The sequence below is a fragment of the Streptomyces sp. NPDC004629 genome (assembly GCF_042873595.1).
GTDB lineage: Bacteria > Actinomycetota > Actinomycetes > Streptomycetales > Streptomycetaceae > Streptomyces.
The window spans coordinates 294,893-313,160 of the sequence record NZ_JBIALO010000008.1; the positions used below are offsets into that span (position 1 = coordinate 294,893).

Here is an 18,268-nt window from a genome sequence, read left to right on the forward strand (position 1 = left end):
CCGGCGCGCGGGCGTGTCCCGGCGCCGGCGCGCCGAGCGGGCGCCGGGATCGCCGGGGTGTCCGGCGGGGTTGTCCCTGGGTGATCCGGCCGGGCCGTGTCATCCCCCGGTCGGCGACCGGCGACCGGGCAGGTCCCAGGGGCGTCCTCGCGGAGCGGGAAGCGGAATCCGCAGCTCGGCGCGGACGGCCGTGCCCTGCGGGCTCCGCTGCACCCGGCATGTCGTGGAGAATGCGTGGACCAGGCGCAGCCCCCGCCCGTCCACCATCTGGTCGGGCATCCCCACGCCACGGCACCGTTCCCGCCACCTGCCGATGTCCTTGACCTCGACGGCCGCCGTGGCGTCGGCGACCGTCACCAGCAGGCTCACTTCGGAGCTTCCGCTGTGCAGCACGCTGTTGGTGACCAGCTCCGTGGCGATCACACGCAGTGCGTCGACGGTCTCCGCGGGTGCCCCCCACTGTGTCGCCATGTCGCGGGCGAAGGCCCGCATAGCGGGGACCGCCCGGGTCTCCACGGCCATGGCGCACACGGCGGAGCGCTGCTGGGGCACGGTCCCGCCGCTTCGGCGGCGGAGGGCGGACTGGAGTGGCTGTTCATCCATCGTGATCATGTCCTGCGGTGAAGGGTCTGTCGGAACGCCGGAAGAGTCGCGCTGCGGCCGAGGGGGGAACCGGGCACTGAGGCACGGCTTCGTGACCAGCAGGTGTTCATGGGATGACGTCGCTGTCACACCTCAGACTCTAGGTACGCCATGTGAGGGCGACCATGTACCGTGAGCACACAGGGCAGAGTTCTCAGTGGATGATTCACACAGGATGGTGCGTGTGGGAGTACCCCGGAACACCGAACCGGCACCGCAGGACGGAGTCTCGGTGGCCGCTGTCCTGGACCTGCTCGATCTCGCCGCGAAGGGCCGCCCGGACGAGCCCGACGCCGTGACGGACCTGCTGCTGACCGAGCGTCTCGACACCGCCACGGCCACCCAGGTGGGCCGCCGGGTCCGTGAACTCCAGGGCGCGATGGCCCGGTTGCACCGGCGCGGGCAGGAGCTGGCCGCTCTGTTCTCCAGCGCACGCGAACTCGCCGAACTGCACGACGTGGATCTGCTGATCACCCGGCTGGTGCGGCGCGCCCACGACCTGGCCGGCACCGATGTCACCTACCTGTCCGAGTTCGACGAGACCACCTGCGAGCTGCGGGTGCGTTCCACCGCCGGGGCGGTGGCCCCCTCCTTCCAGAAATTGCGGGTGCCGCCCCATATCGGCCTGGCCAGCAAGGTCGTCGAGTCCCGCGCTCCGCAGTGGACCGCACGCTACGAACAGATGCGCGACGTGCCCCATGTCGACAGTATCGACCGCGCCGTCCGCGCCGAGGGCCTCGTCTCCATCCTGGGCGTCCCGCTGATCGCCGGCGGCCGGGTCCTCGGAGTGCTGTTCGCCGCCAATCGCAGCGAGCACGCCTTCTCCCCGGAAGAGGTCTCGCTGCTGTCGGCCTTCGCCGACAACGTCGCCGTCGTGCTGCAATCGGCTCGTCTGCTCACCCAGGCCCGCGACGCGGCCGCCGAGACACAACGCGCCTACGACGCGCTCGCCGACCACGTCGAGGCGATGGAACGCGCCAGCCGGGTGCACGAGGAACTGACCGCCGCGGTGCTGCGCGGAGGCGGCGCCGCGGATGTCGCGCGCACTCTGGGAGCGGCGCTGGAGAGGCCGGTGGTCATCCTCGACGAGACCTACGCCGTGCTCGCCGCATCCGACGACCGAAGCACGGCCTCGGCGATCGACCCGCCCGCCGTCCGGTCGGCGATCACGGACAGCCTGCGCTCCGGGCGCTGCACCGCGCTGAACCCGCCGACCGGCGGGTTCCATGCCGCGGTCGCCGTACTCGCCGGAGACATGATGCTCGGCGGCCTCCTCATCGGTGACGGCACGGTCGAACTCGGCGCGGTGGAGCAGCGGACCATCGAGCGCGCCGCACAGATCACCGCGCTCCTCACCCTGAAACAGGATGCGGTGCTCTACGCCGAGGACCATGTGCGCGGTGAACTTCTCGGCGACCTGGTCAGTCCCGACGTCCGGCGCCACGCGAGCCTGCCCGCCCGGCTGCGCGCCCGCAGACTGCGCCCGGACGACCTGCGCACCGTCGTCATCACCGTGGTGACACCCGAACAGCGCCGTGCGGCACTGCGGGCCGCGCAGACGGTGGCGGCGCCGTCCGGCCTGGCGGGCGAAGTGGACGGCGTGGTCACGCTCGTCGTACCGGAGAGCGACCCGCAACGTGCCGCGACCGCCGTCCGCGACCGGGTGTGTGCCGGTACGGGTGTGCGCGAGGTGCTGACCGTGGCCGCGCCCTGCACGGAGAGCCTGGACGAACTGAGTGCCCGTTTCTCGGCGGCTCGGGACTGCAGCCGGGTGCTGACCGCCCTCGGCATCGAGGCGGCGGCGGTGGCGGCCGACGCCTATCTGCCGTACACGACCCTGTTCGCCCACGACCCCAGCAGCGTACGGGAGTTCATCGATCGCACCATCGGCCCCGTCCGGCGCTGGGACGCCGAACGGGGAACCGACCTGCTCGCCACCCTGCACAGCTTCGTGGACTGCAACGCGAGCCCTGCCCGCACCGCGCGCCTGATGGGCGTGCACAGCAATACCGTGCTGCAGCGGCTCGACAGGGTCACCCAACTGCTCGGCGACACATGGCGGGAGCCGGAGACGTTCTTCCGTATCTCGGTGGCGGTGCGGCTGCACACCCTCTCGGAAGCCCTTCTGGGCACCTCACACCCACTGCGCCGGCCCTGACGGGACCTGGGTGTGCGGACCGGTGTCAGTCGGTGGGCGGGGCGGCGGCGTACTCCTCGTCGGTGACGGGGGTCAGCCAGTGCACGACGTCGTGGCCGGCGTCGCTCTCGTTGATGGCGAGGTGGACCATCAGCCGGTTCGGCGCGGCGCCGTGCCAGTGCTCCTCGTCGGCCTCGAACAGGACGCGGTCGCCGGGCCGGATGACCTCGATCGGTCCGCCCCGGCGCCGGCACAGGCCGATCCCTTCGGTGACGAACACGGTCTGGCTCAGCGGGTGGCGGTGCCAGTGGGTGCGCGCGCCAGGCATGAAGTGCACCAGATTGGCGCTGAGCCGGGACGGCGCGGGTGCGGCGGCGACGGCGTCGATATAGACGTCACCGGTGAACCAGTCGAGGGGGCCCTTGACGGTGTTGATCGAGCTTCGGGTGATCTGCACGTTCGTTCCTTGTCCGGCGGGTGTTCAGGGCTTGAGGAGGGTCTTGATGGCGCGGCGCTCGTCCATGGCCCGGTAGCCCTCGGCGACCTTCTCCAGGGGCAGGGTGAGGTCGAAGACCTTGCCCGGGTTGATCCGGCCGGTCAGGACGCGGTCGATCAGGTCGGGCAGGTAGCGGCGTACGGGAGCCGGTCCGCCGCGCAGGCCGACATGGGAGAAGAACAGTTCCTGCCCGTCGATCGCCACCTCGTGGGGCACGCCGACGAAGCCGACGTTGCCACCGGGCCGCGCCGCCCGCAGGGCCTGCCGCATGGCCTGGGCGGTGCCGACGCACTCCAGCACCGCGTCGGCACCGATCCCGTCGGTGAGGTCCTTGATCCGGGCGACGCCCGCATCGCCGCGCTCGGTGACGATGTCCGTGGCGCCGAACTCCCGGGCGAGCCTCTGGCGGCTCTCGTGGCGGCTCATCGCGATGATCCGTTCCGCTCCCATCTCCTTGGCCGCGATCACCGCGCACAGCCCGACCGCTCCGTCGCCGACCACCACGGCGGTGGCGCCGGGCCTGACCTCGGCGGCGTCGGCGGCGTACCAGCCCGTGCCCATCACGTCGGAGACGGCCAGCAGGCCGGGCCAGAACTCCTCGGCCGGCACCTCGTCGGTGGCGACCAGGGTGCCCTGGGCGTTCGGGATGCGCACGTACTCGGCCTGGCAGGTGCTCAGGAACTCACGGTTCAGACAGTTGGACTGGAAGCCGTTGCGACAGTTGGCGCAGGTGTTGTCCGAGGTGGCGAAGGAGCCGACGACGAACTGGCCCGGCTTGACCGCGGTGACCTCGCTGCCGACCTCCTCCACGAAGCCGACGTACTCATGGCCCATCGGGTGCGCCCCGTCGGTCGCGTCCAGGCCGCGCCAGGGCCACAGGTCGGAGCCGCACACACAGGTGACGGCCGTGCGGATGACGGCATCGGTCGACTTGACGATCTCGGGGTCGTCACGTGTCTCGAAGCGCACATCGCCGGGGGCGTGGATCACTGCTCCGCGCATGAGGGACGTCCTTACATGGTCGAGGTGGGCCTCGGACGGTCGGTGGGACCGCCGCGGCCGGGTGCGGGTTCGGGCCGCGGTGCGTGTCAGGGGCGCCGTCGCCCTCGACGCACCGCCCGGTCGGGCACCCTCCGCGGGGCGGCTGCGCCGCTCGGGGAGTACCTGTTCCCCAGGTAACCGGCTCTTGCGGCGGTCAGCGAGTTACCGGTGAAGGGTGTACTGCCGGTACATGGCTCCCGCGTCCCGCACGCCGTACGGTCGGGGGTATGGACAACCGTGAGGAGGTCCGCGAGTTCCTGACCTCGCGGCGAGCGAAGATCACCCCGGAGCGGGCCGGGCTGCCCGCCGGGTCCCGGCGCCGCGTACCGGGGCTGCGCAGGAGCGAGGTCGCCGCGCTGGCCGACATGAGCGTGGAATACTACGCGAAGCTGGAGCGGGGCAGCCTCGCCGGTGTCTCCCCGGCCGTCCTCGAAGCCGTCGCCCGCGCTCTCCAGCTGGACGACGCCGAACGCGCCCACCTCCTTCACCTGGCCCAGGCCGCCGACGGCTTCGACGCCCTCACCCGCCCCCGGCGCCGCGCCAACCGGCCGTGGACCCCGCACCGCAGCCTGCAGTGGACCCTGGACGCGATCACAGCGGGGCCTGCGGTCGTGTGCAACGGACGGATGGACATCCTCGCCGCCAACCCACTCGCCCGCGCCTTCTACACCGACCTCTTCGCCGGCGCCGACAACCAGGGCAACCTTGCCCGCTTCACCTTCCTCGACCCGGCCGCCCGCCGGTTCTACCCCGACTGGGAGCTGTTCGGTGACATGGCGGTGGCCATCCTGCGCCGCGAGGCCGGCCGCGACCCCTACGACAAGGACCTGCACGATCTCATCGGGGAGCTGTCCACCCGCAGCAAGGACTTCCGCTCCCGCTGGGGCGCCCACAACGTCCGCCGGCACGGGACCGGCACCAAGCGGTTCTGCCATCCGGCGGTCGGCAGCCTCACTCTCGCCTACGAGTCCCTGGACCTGGCCGCCGAACCCGGACTCAACATGACCATCTACACCGCCGAGCCCGGCTCACCCAGCGAAGAAGGACTGCGGCTGCTCGCCTCCCTGGCCGCCACCGAGGCGACCGGCCCGGCCACGCACCACTCCACCGCCTGAACCCGGGCCGGCGACCCGAGGCTCTGGTCTCCGGCGTCGCCCAGCGGTCAGAGGGTGGTGAGCAGGGCGTCGAGTGGAGCCGGGACGCGGTCGGGATCGAGGGCCTCGACGAGCACACGGCCGTAGTGGATCTTGCGTCCCTTCTTCGTTCCGAGGAAGCGCCTGAACTGCTGCTGCGGGGCGCGGCCCTGCTGTGCGGGCTGACGCAGAAAGGTCCGCAGGGCACGCAGGTCGCCCTCCTCCCGGACCAGCTCCTCCACCCGTCTCACGCCCAGCGCGCGGATGAGTTCGTCCTCCAGGTCCGCCGCGCAGACGAAGAAGCCGTGCTGTGCCGCACCGGCCCGTTCGAAGCCGCGGGCGTAGTAGGGGCGCTCCGCCTCGTCGCACAGTCCCGTCAGGCGCAGGCCCAGGCCGGGAGGACCGAGCAGCGGGGCATAGCGCCCGACGCTCATCGCACCGCCGATCGGCAGGACGCAGACCCCTTCGGCCGCCAGGTTCCGGCCGCGGCTCGCTGCCAGCGCGTCGACCGCCGCGACATCGCTCGGCCCTTCGAGCAGGACCGTCGCCCGGACGGTGAGCCGCGCGGCCAGCTCGTGCGCGGTATCGCCGGGACCACCCGCCGCCCACGCGGTGACCGCGTCCCGGAACGCCCCCATGTCAGCCATGAGACGAGTCTGTGCCGGTTGCGGCCACGGCGCGAGGGAATTTCCGCCGGTACGTCGATCGGCGGTGAGCGGTCGTCTTGCGGGGGCCGGTTCAGCCCGTCGTGACCTGGGTCCGGATTCGGTCGCGGACGTCGTCGACGATCCCGGAACGGGTGAAGGCGCGGGTGACGCGGACCAGCCAGGCCGCCTCGTCCTCGACGGTCTCCAGGACCACCGTGGGTGTCAGGCCCCCCTGGTCCGGCGTGCCGGTGGGCGGTGTCCCGGCCCGCTTGCTCTCCAGCGCAGCGGCGATCAGCGCGGCCTCGAAGACGGCTTGCCGGTCGGGGCCCGCGAGTGCCGAACGACTCAGCGCCTCCGTGGCCCAGTTGACCGCCTCGGGGCGCTGGTAGGGGCGCAGGGCCAGATTGCCGTCCCGGATCTCGATGACCCTGCGGTACAGGGCGAAGTCCGCCCGGCGCAGACCGGGACGCCGGGCGGCAGCGTCCGGGTCCAGCGCGATTTCCGGCACCTCGGCATAGAGCGCCGACCACAGAGGAGCGAGCCTTTGGTGGGTGCGGCGGGCGCGCAGCCGGCGGAGCGGGGCGGCGATCCGGTCGCCCCACAGGGTGGCGGTGGCGCCTGCGGCGGCGAGGACCGCGGTGACCATCCCGAGCGTCGTGGACATGAGGTCCTCGTCCAGGCCCTGCCGCCCGCGGGTGACGTTCTCCGCGACGTCGTCCAGGGCCCACAACGCCCATACGGCGGCGATGACCGTGGCCAGCGTGGCCAGTCTCAGGCCCGTACGCAGCGAGCCGGGCGGGGTGCGTCGGGACTGACGGATCAGAGCGCGTTCGAGGACGTACAGACACCAGCAGAGGTAGGCGGTGAACAGCACGTTGTACGCGGCGAGGGCCCAGCCCCGGCCGGGCGCGGCCACGGCCGCCGTGCCGGACTCGGTGATGCCCGCACCGAGGAACAGGCCGAGCGCCGTGAGCTGGACGAGCACGGCGGCGCGGATCCGACGCCGTCGCGGTGCCGACACCGGTCTGGGCCCCTGTGGATCGAGGGCCTGCGCCACCAGGGAGAGAAATGCCGCGGCGGCGGCCTTCAGCTGGTTGGCGACCAGTAGTTCGCCGTCGGGCGAGGGGAGGACGCGGTCCAGAACGCTCAGCACCGCCGGGGCGTTGAGCAGCATCGCCGTGCCCGCGCACAGCGCGAATCCGGCCACGTCACGCTGGGCGGGATCCGTTCTCCCCCGGCGGCTGATGGCGAGTCGGTGGACCGCGAACACCAGAAAGACCAGGGCGGCGAGACACGCGGTCAGGTCCGTCACATGCGCCGCCGGCGGGCCGGCCGGTCCCCGTCCCGGTGCTCCGGGGAGCCGAACAGGGAGCGGAGCCGGACCTCTTCCGGACCGGCCGGCGACGGCAGGGCCGTGCCCGTGCGAACGCGCTGTGCGGCGCGGTTCAGGATGAGGGATGCCACAAGCTCGGCTTCTTCCTCCTGCGGCTCGGTGTAGACGGTGCGCCCGAGGACGCGCTGGACCAGCGAGGCGGGCAGGTGCGGCAGCAGGACCTGAGCGGCGGAGGCAGCCGCGGGGGATGTCTCGCGGTGACCGCACAGGAGGTGCGCGACCTCGTGCAGCTGTATGTGCCGCTGGTGCAGGGGCGTGGTGTCCGCGGGGTAGAGAATGCGGTCGGCACGGTCGGTCGTGACGAGCAGCCCGCACGGAAGGTGCGGGCGGGCCGCAACCGGTACGAGTTCGATCGGCCGGCCGCGGGTGCGTGCCAGTATGCCGATGAACTCGGCCGTGTCGAACGGGGTCGGCAGGTCGAGGCCGTCCACCAGTCGCCGACATCGTTGTAGCAGACGCTTGTTGCTCCCACCGCTGCGCACCGGCTGTTCCTCTTCCCCGTGGTCGCTGTGTGGCCGCCGGTCCAGGTCAGCGGTCGGTCTGGTCGCCGCCTGCGGCACCCTCCCGCCGGGCGAGGACATCGATCATGTCGCTGATCGTGTTCACACCCTCCGGAGAGAGGTTGACCGCGCGCAGCGCGACGCTCCGGACCCCGGCGTCCCGCAGGGCCCCCAGCAGTTCCAGTTCCTTGGCGATGGCCGCCCCCTGGTCGTCGTCGAAGAAGTAGGCGACCGGCACGTCGAAGAACTGGGCGAGGGCTTCGAGGTGCCGCTTGGTGGGGTTGTCCCGACGGCCCGTCCGCAACTGCCACACATAGGTGGCGGAGAAGCTCTCCCCGGTCGCCTCCCGGCACGCGCGGGCGACCTCCTCATGGCTGAACTGCTCGCGGTTGGGGCGTCGTACTATGCGGAACAACGCGTCGATCTTGTCCGCGAGAGTCGTCGGCGAGGACCGATCGGCATCGGTCACGTTCAGCCTCCTCTCTGCACGTCGGACCAGCCCACATGGAGCGGGGCCCGGTCAGTTCTTCACCCTAGCTGATGCCGGGGGGTGGGGGTCAGCCCGGTGTCAGGACGAGCGGGTCAGCCGGGAGGGGGCTCCCGCCGCCTGGCCGCCCTCGTCCCCCAGGGTCAGGGTGTCGGCGCCGGTCTTCGTCAGGGTGTAGACGTTGCCCCGCACACACAGCACTCCCGCCGACGGATCCGTGGGAGTGCTCGTGGCCGCTTCGAAGACCATCGTCGTCGCGTGCGTCTCCGTCAGGCGCAGCGTCTCGGTGCACCCGATGTCCCGGCCGCTGCCGGCGTCGGTGATGTGGCTGACCTGTCTGCCCGCGATGTCCCCCCGGCGTGCGGTGTGCAGCGACAGGGTCACCGACACCTGGGTCGTGCGGGAGTTGACCACGCCGTCACCGGAGCTGCTGCCGGGACCGGCGCCCTTCCAGGTGCCGATCCAGGACGCGGGCAGGGCGTCCGTCGCGGTGTGGCGGGACGGAGACGGAGAGGGTGAGGTGTCACGTGTGCCGTCGGTGTCGTCGCTGGTGCCGAAGCCGCCCGGCCACATGAGTGCGACGACGGCGGCCACGACCGCGACGACGCCTGTGACCGCGACCACCGTGCCGCGCCGCACCCGGCGCCGGCCGGGCACCGGGCCGGTGGGCGCGGGACGCGGATCGGTCGGGGCCGGTGGCCCCGGATGGGAGGCGTACGCGGTCGACGGCCGATGCGAGAGGGGCGTCCCGTACGGAGTCGGCGCTTCGGCTTCGCCGAAACCGGTCGGGGGCCCGAACCCGGCCGGGGACCCGGACCCGGTCGGAGACCCGAAACCGGTCGGAGACCCGAAACCGGTCGGAGACCCGGACCCGGTCGGAGACCCGAAACCGGCCGGGGACCCGGACCCGGTCGGGGGGCCGAACCCGTTCGGGGGCCCGAAACCGTTCGTCGGCCCGAACCCGGCCGTCGGCGCCGGGTGCTCCGGCACGGGGGCGGGAACCGGCCCTTCCAACAGGTGCCGCAGCTCGGCCTCCCGTGCGGCGATCTCCGCGGCGAGGCCCGCCGGCAATGCGGTGGTCCAGCTGTCCCGCCCCGCGCCCAGCCGCTCCAGCAGCGCCTGCGCGGTGGGCCGGGCCGCCGGCGACTTGTGCAGGCAAGCGGTCAGCAGCGGCACGAGGGCCGACGGCACACCGTCCAGCACCGGCTGCTCGTACACGATCCGGTACAGCAACTGTGCCGCCGACGGGTCCTCACCCGGTCGCAGGAAGGGCCCCGATCCGGTGGCCGCGTACACCAGCACCGCCCCCAGCGCGAAGATGTCGCCGGGCCCGGCCGAGGCCTCTCCGGCCGCCTGCTCCGGGGCCATGAATCCGGGCGAGCCGATGACTCCGCCGGTCCGGGTGTGCCTGGTGTCGTCGGCGGCCCGGGCGATGCCGAAATCGATGAGCAGCGGGTTTCGGTGGGCGAGCAGCACGTTGGACGGCTTCACGTCGCGATGGGCGAGGCCCGCCCGGTGCACCGCCCGCAGTCCCTCGGCGAGTTCCGCCGCCAGGGCCCGGACGACGGGCTCGGGCAGTGGACCGTGCCGCTCCACCCATTCGGCGAGGGAAGGCGCGGCTATGTACTCCGTGGCCAGCCACTGTGGCCGCCGGCCCGCGGGGCTGTAGTCGACGACCGCCACCGTCCACGGCGAACGCACCTGGTCGCTGCTGGCTATCTCGCGGGCGAACCGCTCCTCGAAGGCCGGGTCCACGCCGAACTCGGCCCGCACGGTCTTCAGCGCGAGCGGCCGTCCGGACGCCGTACGGGAAAGGAACACCTGCCCCATGCCGCCGGCTCCGAGCCTCGCCAGCAGCGGGTAGCCGCCGATGGCCGGCGGATCCTCAGGGTCCAGACTCTTCATGGACTTCTCCGGGCGGTACTCGGGGGCACGGCAGGGCGGACCACTGCGCCCAAGCACACCTGACACCCCGCAAGTTCGCCTCAGCTTACCCCACCATGTGACTCATTCATATCAGTTCATATCCCGGGGGGGGTGGGCGACCGGCGGGCCGGAGCACCCCGCACACAAGGCGCACCGCGAGGCCGGCCCGGCGGGCATGGGTCGGCGCCGCCACCTCGCCGTCCCGCGCGGCCTCCGGTTCGCGCAGAACACCGCGCCTCCTCCATCCTGGAGCAATGGGACAACGCCACGTACGGGAAACCACCCACGCCGCGCTGCGGGAACACTCGATGAGCAGGCCGACCTTGGTGGTCGTGAGCGGCAGTCCCGGAACGGGGAAGACCACGCTCGCCCGCGAACTCGCCCGCACCCTCGGATGTCCCGCGATCATCCGTGACGAGATCAAGCAAGGCATGGTCCTGTCCACCCCCGGCTACCGCAGCGGCGGCGACGATCCCCTCAACCACCCCACTCTCGAAGCGTTCTTCGGCGTGCTGAAGGTGCTCCTGGAGGCCGGGGTCACGCTCGTCGCCGAAGCGGCCTTCCAGGACCGGCTGTGGCGGCCGAACCTGGAACCGCTCACCGCCCTCGCCGACGTCCGCGTCGTTCTCTGCACCGCCGCGGCCCCCGTCGCCCACGACCGCATCGTCCAGCGCGTCAAGGAGGACCCGCACCGGGCCGCCCACGCCGACCACGAACTGCTCGCAGCGATCGCCGCCGGAGCACGCTCCCCCGATTCCTTCGTGCCGATCTCCCTGGACGTCCCCACGCTGACCGTGGACACCTCGGACGGCTGTCGGCCGGGCCTGCCGGACATCGCCGGCTTCGTCCGGGCGTCCACTCGCGACGGATCATGCCCCGGGCCGACGGCGGGCGGTTAGCCGCCGGGCCGGGCTGCCTTGCCCCTGCCGTCGCTCGATGTCACAGGCCGGGGGCCCAAAAGCCGTTCAGGTACCAGAAGGCGGCGGCGTACCAGAGCAGGGCGATCGCGGTGACGAGGACGCCGCCGGCCAGCGGAAGCGCCCAGCCGGGCCAGCCGCGGTGGCGGACCACGATGACTTTGGCGACGAAGGCCCCGTAGAGGAAGCAGCCGGTGAGCGAGTGCACTGCCACGCGGGTGCTGGTCAGCCGGACGCCGTAGGCGGTGATGCAGTGCCAGGCGATCGGGAGGGAGAGGAGGAAGGCGGTCAGGCCGATGGCGCGGTGCGTGGTGTGCACCCGGTGTGATGCGGTGCGCAGTGCGGGCAGGATGCCGTACATCCACAGAGCGAGCAGCAGCTGAATCAGCGCCAGGCACAGGAGCGCCGAGCCGAGTCGGGCTTTGAGCCCTCTGGCACCGTTGCCGCGCTGCCCGAAGAGACTGCTGTGGTAGTCGGGGATGTGTGCCCGGCCGAACCAGTACAGGCCGGCCGTCACCGCCACCGGCAGGAGCAGCCACAGGAGGCCGTGGAGCCGTCGGTGGGTGGCAGGGGGAGCGGCGCCGTCCATGTGATCAGCGGTCCCGGCGCTCAAGTCCGCCGCCCTGGAGGCGGACGGCACACCAGGGGGCGCAGGTCGATCGGGACGGTCGCGAGGCGAGGGTTTCCAACGGGCGCTCCAGTCGTTGCGGGCAGACTTCGCCACTACGTACGAAGCGTCCCCGCGGGCTCCAGTCGGCGCGCCTGCATGTACCCGGACGGGGAGAGCGGTTGGACCGGACGGCTCATGGCGGCGGCACGGTCCCGTACGCCGAGGGGATCAGCCACACTGGCGAGCAACGGGGCGCTCTCCCGCAGCGGTTCACGCATCTCGCGCTGATGGGCACCGCCTCGCACCAGGGCCATGACCTCACGACTGGAGTCGCGATGACGAGCCTCGACGAACTGTCCCCCGGCACGGACCCCTCCGATTGCGCCGACCCCGGTCTGACGCTGACCGGTGTGCGGCTGGGGCCGCGCGGCCCGGTGTGTGCGCTGCGGATCGCCGACGGCCGGATCGTCGCCGTCTCGGCGGCGGACGACCTCGGCGGCCCGGCGCTCGACCTGGACGGACGGACAGTGCTCCCGGGGCTGTGGGACGCACATGTGCATATGGCCCAGTGGGCCGGCAACCGGCGGCGCGTGGACCTGTCCGGCCTGGAGTCGGCGCGGGCGGCGGCCGAAGCGTTGCGGCCGTACGCCGCAGACCTGTCCTCGGGCGAGGTGCTGACGGGGCAGGGGTTCCGGGACGGGCTGTGGCCGGACGTGCCCGACAAGGCGCTGCTGGACGCGGTCTGCCCGGACCGGCCGGTGGCACTGCTCAGCGCCGATCTGCATGCGGCCTGGCTGAACTCGGCGGGTCTCGCACTGGTCGGACGGGGTGACCATCCGACGGGCGTGCTGCGTGAGCACGAGTGCTTCGAGGCGATGCGCGCGCTTCCCGAGGTGCCCGCCGACGTCCTCGACCGCTGGGTCGCACAGGCCTGCCGGGACGCGGCGGCGCGCGGGGTCACCGGGATCATCGACTTCCACTTCTCCGACAACGTCGCCGACTGGAGCCGCCGCGCCGCACACGCGCCGCTCGATGTGCGGGTGCGGGCGGCCGTGTATCCGCGGCACCTGGAGGCGGTCGTGTCGCGCGGGTTGCGCACGGGCCACCGACTGCCCGGGACCGGCGGGCTGGTGCGGGTCGGACCGCTCAAGCTGTTCACGGACGGCTCCCTCAACACCCGTACCGCCCTGTGCTGCGACCCGTACCCCGGCCTGGAGGGCAGCGCGGAGGCGTACGGCATCGAGCAGACGTCGTACGAGGAACTGGTGCGGCTGATGCGGTGGTCCTCCGCGCACGGCATCGAGCCCGCGGTGCACGCGATCGGCGACCGCGCCAACACGCTCGCGCTGGACGCGTTCGCGGCGGTGCGCTGCCGGGGCCGGATCGAGCACGCGCAGTTGCTGACGGCCACCGACGTACCCCGGTTCGCGGAGCTGGGCGTCACGGTGGGGGTACAGCCGGCGCACGCGACCGACGACCGCGATGTGGCGGACCGCCACTGGGCGGGACGCACCGGGCGCGCCTACCCCTACGCCGATCTGCTGGCGGCCGGAGCCGCCCTGGAGTTCGGCTCGGACGCGCCCGTCTCGCCGCTCGACCCATGGACGGGCATCGCGGCGGCGGTGCACCGTACCGACGACGGCCGGCCGGCGTGGCATCCGGAGCAGCGGGTGCCGGTGCGGGCGGCGCTCGCCGCGTCGGCACTCGGCCGTTCCCTGATCCGGGTCGGCGATCCGGCGGATCTGGTCGTCGTCGACGTGGACCCGATCGACGCCGATGCGCGCACGCTCCGCACGATGCCGGTGCACGCCACACTGCTGGGCGGGCGCTGGACCCACGGGCCGGTCTGACGGCACGTCCGGTATCGCGACACCCCGCGTTCCGTTTCCACAGAGGGCGACAGGAATACTTAGGTGAGGCTACCCTAAGTATCACGCCCGGCCGGGAAGCCGTGCCGTGGAGGAGTCGGGCCACTCGCCATCCCCTCGCCACCGGCCCCCGCGCTCCCCGGGCCATGACCGCGAGGGGACCGACCAGTGAGCACCGACGCATCCAGGCACACCACACTCGATGACCTGTTCCGCGCGCGGGCGGAACGACATCCCGAACGGATGGCGCTCGTCGATGCCGACGACAGCGGCGCGCGGTGGACCTACGGGGAACTGGACGAACGTGTCGAGCACCGCACGGCCGCCCTAGCGGCCCGAGGCGTCCGCGCCGGCGGCCGGGTCGTGCTGCGACTCCCCGGCTCACCACGGCTGTTCGAGGAGGTCCTGGCCCTGTTCCGGCTCGGCGCGGTGCCTGTGGTGGTGCCGCCGGCGGTGCCCGAGCCGATGGCCCGGTCCGTGCGCCGCTTCGCCGGGGCCGACGTGTCGTACGAGGTTGACGGCCCCGCCCTGCTCCAGTTCGCCGGCGACGAGGTCGGCGTCCCCCGGCTGGCACCGCTCGACGACGCCGAAGTCGTCCGCACCGTGTCGCAGCGGGCCGCCGTCCTGGACCTCGACGAGGACACCGTCCATCTCGTGACCCATCCCGAACTTCCGGTCGGGGTACCGGGGTTGCTGGACTGGCTGGCCGTGCTGTGCGCCGGGGGCCGGGTGGTGCTCGGCGCGCGGGCCGACCCGGACAGCGCCTTCCGGGTGGTCGCCGCCGAGCGTGTGACGCACACCGTGCTGTCCGCGCCACTCGCCGGCCGGTGGGCCGCGACGGCGGCCGTCACCGCCTACGACCTGAGCAGCCTGCGGACGCTGGTGGTGAACGGCGGTGGTTTCGACGAGCGGGTGGCGCGGCGGGTGCTGCCCGCGCTCGGCTGCGCGCTGCGGCAGGTCTTCGGCACGGCGGAGGGGCTGGTCGCCGCGACCCGCCCGCAGGACGGCACGGAGGCGGCCGTGACCGGTCGGATGGGCGCCGTCTGCCCCGAGCACGAACTGCGGGTCGTCGACCACCGGGACCGGGAGGTTCCGGCCGGTACCGAGGGGTGGCTGCTCAGCCGGGGTCCCGGCACGATCCGCCGCTACTGGCGCTCCCCCGGGCACGACGCCCGCCACTTCACGACCGACGGCTTCCATCGCACCGGGGCGACCGCCCGGGCGACGGAGGCGGGCCTGCTGGTCGTCGTACGGGGTCCGGCGGCGCCGGCCGGCCAGGACACGACAACTCGCGTCGGCCGCCGGAACCCCGCCCCGCACAGCCGGAAAACCCGTCCGCACGCTCCAGAAGGGCAGACCGAGATGACACCCCCGACGCTCCCCTACGTCATGCCCACCCCCGCGATGCTGCCCGCCGATCGGACGGGCTGGACCCTGGAGGCCGCCCGGTCCGCGCTGGTGGTGCTCAATCTCCGGACCCGGTTCGTGCACCCGCTGGAGCAGCGGGCCGCGCCGGTCGCCGAACTCCTCGCCAACGCCGGCCGGCTGATCGACGCAGCGCGGGCGGCCGGGGTGCCGGTCATCCACGCGGTGCCGGCCACCGCACGCAGGACCACCGGACGCGGTCCGCTGCCCTACGCGCGGCTGACCGGACCCGCGGCGGGCGCGGCGACCGATGCCTTCGTCACCCGGGTGGAGCCGCAGACCGGGGACACCGTGCTCACCGCCCGTACCCACAGCGCGTTCGCCGGGACCCGGCTGGACAGCAGGTTAAGGGAACAGGAGCGGGACCAGGTGGTGGTCCTCGGTCTCTACGCCCGGACCGACGTCCTGCTGACGGCCGCCGACGCCCGGGCGCGGGACCTGGAGGCTTTCGTGGTCGCCGACGCGGTGGCCGATGTGTCCGCGGGCAACCACGCGTTCGCGCTGGAGTGGGTGGCGGACACCTGCGGGGCGGTGACCGCCGCGGACCGGGTGTCGGCGGTGTTCGACGCCGGCCAGGCGGAGGCCGAAGCCGTCTGAGCCGGCGCCACCCGGTGCGCGGGGCGCGTGGTCAGCGAGCGGCCACGCGCCGGGCCACCAGCGACCGGTGGATCTCGCCCGCGCGGACCGCCGTCGTCGACAGCAGTGTCGAGGTGAGCCCATGGGTGTGCTCGGTACTGCCCTGGAGGTAGATCCCGGCGGTGACGTCGGGTGCGGTCTCCACCCGGTGGTCGCGGTCGACGCGCAGCGCGTCCCCGTCGTCCCGCAGACACACCTTGGCCGCCTCGCCGAGCAGCGGCCCGAGGTCACGTGGCCGGTAGCCGGTGGCGTTCACCAGCACGTCGGCCTCCAGCACCTGTTGCTCTCCGGTCGGCAGAAACTCGACACGGATGTCGAGCGTTCCCTCGGGGCGGGTGCGGATGTCGCGGATCCGCGAGACGTTGAGGAAGCGCAGCCGCTCGCGGCCGGCCACCTTCTCCTGATACGCGGTGGCATACAGGGCCTCGATGAGCTCCATGTCGACGACGGAGTAATTGGTGGAGCGGTGGTAGTCGAGGAGGGACTGTTTCACCTCGGAGGGCGCCTCGAAGTAGACGTCCACCGCCTCCGGGTCGAAGATCCGGTTGGCGAACGGGCTGTCGTCGGCGGGGGTGTAGCCGTATTTGGCGAACACCGCGCACACCTCCGCCTCCGGGAAGGAGCGGTGCAGGTAGTCGACGGTCTCGGCCGCGCTCTGTCCGGCGCCCAGGACCACCGCCCGGCGCACCGGCGGGCCGGCGGCGGTGAGTTCGGCTACCCGTGGCAGTAACTGGCTGTTGTGCCAGACCCGTTCGGTCAGTTCGACGCCGGGTGGCAGATGGGGTTCCAGGCCGATCGCGACGCTGATGTCGCGGGCGCGGTAGCTGAGCGTGCGGCCGGGCCGGCCGGGATCCCGGCAGACGACGTCGAAGCAGGTGACCGCGCCGGAGTCGTCGCGCACCGGCCGGACGGCGGTCACCACATGGTCGTAGGCCACCAGGTGACCGAGGCGTTCGGCCGCCCACTCGAAGTACTCGTGGAACTCGGCGCGCAGCGGGAACAGCGTCTTCTGGTTCAGGAAGTCGGTCAGCCGGCCGCGTTCGCGCAGGAAGTACAGGAAGCTGAAGTCGCTGGACGGATCGCGCAGCGTGACAAGGTCCTTCAGGAAGGACACCTGCATCGTGGCGTCGCCGATCAGCATGCCCCGGTGCCAGCCGAAGCTCGGCTGGCGTTCGAGGAAGAGGGCATTGAGTCGTCCGTCCGGTGGAAGCCGCGCGTTGTGTTCCTCAACTGCTATGGCCAGCGCCAGATTTGACGGCCCGAAACCGATTCCGAGGACGTCATAGGTGGTGTCAGTTCCCTTGAGCGGTGACTTCACCGTGGCATCGCCTCCCTCAGGCAGCCACATGTTAGATAAGGTTAGCCTAACCTTGCAACGGAGCCGCCGGAGGGGAGAACCGCATGCGCGTCGCCATGTTCGGCTATCAGACCTGGGGTCATCGCACGCTCCAGGCCTTGCTGGACTCGGACCACGAGGTCGTCCTCGTGGTCACGCACCCCAAGAGCGACCACGCCTACGAGAAGATCTGGGACGACGACGTCGCCGAACTCGCCGAGAAGAACGACGTCCCGGTCCTGCTGCGCAACCGCCCCGACGACCCCGAACTCCTCGCCGTCCTGCGGGAGTCCGCGCCGGACATCATCGTCGCCAACAACTGGCGGACCTGGCTGCCGCCCAAGCTGTTCGATCTGCCCCCGCACGGCACGCTCAACATCCACGACTCGCTGCTGCCCTCCTACGCCGGCTTCTCGCCGATCATCTGGGCGCTCATCAACGGCGAGCCACGTGTCGGCGTCACCGCGCACCGCATGAACGGCGAACTCGACGCAGGGGACATCCTGGTGCAGCGCTCGGTGGCGGTCGGCCCCACGGACACCGCGACCGACCTGTTCCACCGGACCGTCGACCTGATCGCCCCGATCGTGCGCGAGTCGCTCGACCTGATCGCCTCCGGCAAGGACGCCGGACACTGGCAGCCCCAGGACCGCAGCCGGGCGAGCTTCTTCCACAAGCGGTCCCTGGAGGACAGCCGGATCGACTGGACCTGGCCGGCCGAGCGCCTGGAACGCCTCGTCCGGGCCCAGTCGGACCCGTATCCGAACGCGTACACGTTCCACCGGGGCGAGCGCCTGAGGATCGTGCAGGCCGAAGTCTCCGAGGGGCACTACGGCGGCACACCGGGCCGGATCTTCATCCGCGAGGGCGACGGCGTGGTCGTCGTGGCGGGCGCCGACGCCCACACCGGACGCCGCCGCGGCCTGCTCGTCAAGCGCGTGCGCACCGAGGACGGGACAGAACTGCCCGCGACGGAGCACTTCCGCACGATGGGCGGCTATCTCACATCCCACCCCTAGGCATGCCGTGACACCGGGCACCGGGCGCCCCTCCCGAGGGGCGCCCAACCACCGG

At 72.2% G+C, this 18,268-nt stretch carries 16 protein-coding genes; 6 read left to right on the plus strand and 10 right to left on the minus strand.

Annotated features, from left to right (window positions below; genetic code table 11):
• Positions 1–99 precede the first annotated feature (99 nt).
• Positions 100–603 (minus strand): ATP-binding protein, encoded by a 504-nt coding sequence (locus ACFYTE_RS15085; protein WP_388709597.1) that lies wholly within the window; start codon positions 601–603, stop codon positions 100–102.
• A 223-nt stretch (positions 604–826) separates the two neighbouring features.
• Between ACFYTE_RS15085 and ACFYTE_RS15090 the strand changes: the two genes are divergently transcribed.
• Positions 827–2,800: a helix-turn-helix domain-containing protein gene (locus tag ACFYTE_RS15090; protein ID WP_388709599.1), complete on the plus strand. Its 1,974-nt coding sequence runs from the start codon at positions 827–829 to the stop codon at positions 2,798–2,800.
• Between the two features lie 25 nt (positions 2,801–2,825).
• On the opposite strand, the gene ACFYTE_RS15095 is transcribed toward ACFYTE_RS15090, so the two are convergent.
• Positions 2,826–3,236: a cupin domain-containing protein gene (locus tag ACFYTE_RS15095; protein WP_388709601.1), complete on the minus strand. Its 411-nt coding sequence runs from the start codon at positions 3,234–3,236 to the stop codon at positions 2,826–2,828.
• A gap of 24 nt (positions 3,237–3,260) precedes the next feature.
• Positions 3,261–4,277, minus strand: a complete 1,017-nt coding sequence (locus ACFYTE_RS15100) for a zinc-dependent alcohol dehydrogenase family protein (protein WP_388709603.1) — start codon at positions 4,275–4,277, stop codon at positions 3,261–3,263.
• A gap of 266 nt (positions 4,278–4,543) precedes the next feature.
• On the opposite strand from ACFYTE_RS15100, the gene ACFYTE_RS15105 reads away from it, so the two are divergent.
• Entirely contained in the window at positions 4,544–5,431 is an 888-nt protein-coding gene (locus ACFYTE_RS15105; protein WP_388709605.1) for a helix-turn-helix transcriptional regulator, read from the plus strand.
• Positions 5,432–5,478: 47 nt separating this feature from the next.
• On the opposite strand, the gene ACFYTE_RS15110 is transcribed toward ACFYTE_RS15105, so the two are convergent.
• From ACFYTE_RS15110 to ACFYTE_RS15130, 5 genes are all read right to left on the minus strand, one after another.
• The gene (locus ACFYTE_RS15110; RefSeq protein ID WP_388709607.1) at positions 5,479–6,096 is read right to left on the minus strand and encodes a TOPRIM nucleotidyl transferase/hydrolase domain-containing protein; all 618 of its coding nucleotides are present in this window, start codon (positions 6,094–6,096) and stop codon (positions 5,479–5,481) included.
• A 91-nt stretch (positions 6,097–6,187) separates the two neighbouring features.
• Positions 6,188–7,408 carry an MAB_1171c family putative transporter gene (locus ACFYTE_RS15115; protein WP_388709609.1) on the minus strand — a complete coding sequence of 407 codons (1,221 nt, stop codon included), beginning with the start codon at positions 7,406–7,408 and terminating at the stop codon, positions 6,188–6,190.
• Complete coding sequence (locus ACFYTE_RS15120; RefSeq protein WP_388709611.1) at positions 7,405–7,920, minus strand: ParH-like protein; 516 nt, start codon at positions 7,918–7,920, stop codon at positions 7,405–7,407. Before ACFYTE_RS15120 ends, ACFYTE_RS15115 begins: the two co-directional genes overlap by 4 nt.
• A 97-nt stretch (positions 7,921–8,017) precedes the next feature.
• Positions 8,018–8,458 (minus strand): XRE family transcriptional regulator, encoded by a 441-nt coding sequence (locus ACFYTE_RS15125; RefSeq protein ID WP_388709613.1) that lies wholly within the window; start codon positions 8,456–8,458, stop codon positions 8,018–8,020.
• Positions 8,459–8,557: 99 nt separating this feature from the next.
• Positions 8,558–10,381, minus strand: coding sequence for a protein kinase (locus ACFYTE_RS15130; protein WP_388709615.1), 1,824 nt, complete (start codon positions 10,379–10,381; stop codon positions 8,558–8,560).
• A 275-nt stretch (positions 10,382–10,656) separates the two neighbouring features.
• Here ACFYTE_RS15130 and ACFYTE_RS15135 point away from each other — a divergent pair, with 275 nt between their 5' ends.
• Positions 10,657–11,301, plus strand: a complete 645-nt coding sequence (locus ACFYTE_RS15135) for an AAA family ATPase (RefSeq protein WP_388709617.1) — start codon at positions 10,657–10,659, stop codon at positions 11,299–11,301.
• A gap of 40 nt (positions 11,302–11,341) precedes the next feature.
• Here the strand turns inward: ACFYTE_RS15135 and ACFYTE_RS15140 are convergent, their stop codons facing one another.
• Positions 11,342–11,932, minus strand: coding sequence for a DUF6529 family protein (locus ACFYTE_RS15140; RefSeq protein ID WP_388709619.1), 591 nt, complete (start codon positions 11,930–11,932; stop codon positions 11,342–11,344).
• 332 nt (positions 11,933–12,264) lie between these two features.
• Between ACFYTE_RS15140 and ACFYTE_RS15145 the strand changes: the two genes are divergently transcribed.
• Both ACFYTE_RS15145 and ACFYTE_RS15150 read left to right on the plus strand, forming a co-directional pair.
• The gene (locus ACFYTE_RS15145) at positions 12,265–13,779 is read left to right on the plus strand and encodes an amidohydrolase (protein ID WP_388709683.1); all 1,515 of its coding nucleotides are present in this window, start codon (positions 12,265–12,267) and stop codon (positions 13,777–13,779) included.
• 186 nt (positions 13,780–13,965) lie between these two features.
• The gene (locus ACFYTE_RS15150; protein WP_388709620.1) at positions 13,966–15,819 is read left to right on the plus strand and encodes an isochorismatase family protein; all 1,854 of its coding nucleotides are present in this window, start codon (positions 13,966–13,968) and stop codon (positions 15,817–15,819) included.
• Positions 15,820–15,850: 31 nt separating this feature from the next.
• Here ACFYTE_RS15150 and ACFYTE_RS15155 read toward each other — a convergent pair whose 3' ends face one another.
• Positions 15,851–17,206 (minus strand): lysine N(6)-hydroxylase/L-ornithine N(5)-oxygenase family protein, encoded by a 1,356-nt coding sequence (locus ACFYTE_RS15155; protein WP_388709622.1) that lies wholly within the window; start codon positions 17,204–17,206, stop codon positions 15,851–15,853.
• Between the two features lie 53 nt (positions 17,207–17,259).
• Between ACFYTE_RS15155 and ACFYTE_RS15160 the strand changes: the two genes are divergently transcribed.
• A complete protein-coding gene (locus tag ACFYTE_RS15160; protein ID WP_388709624.1) occupies positions 17,260–18,213 on the plus strand; it encodes a methionyl-tRNA formyltransferase in 954 nt (317 codons plus the stop codon).
• Positions 18,214–18,268 lie beyond the last annotated feature (55 nt).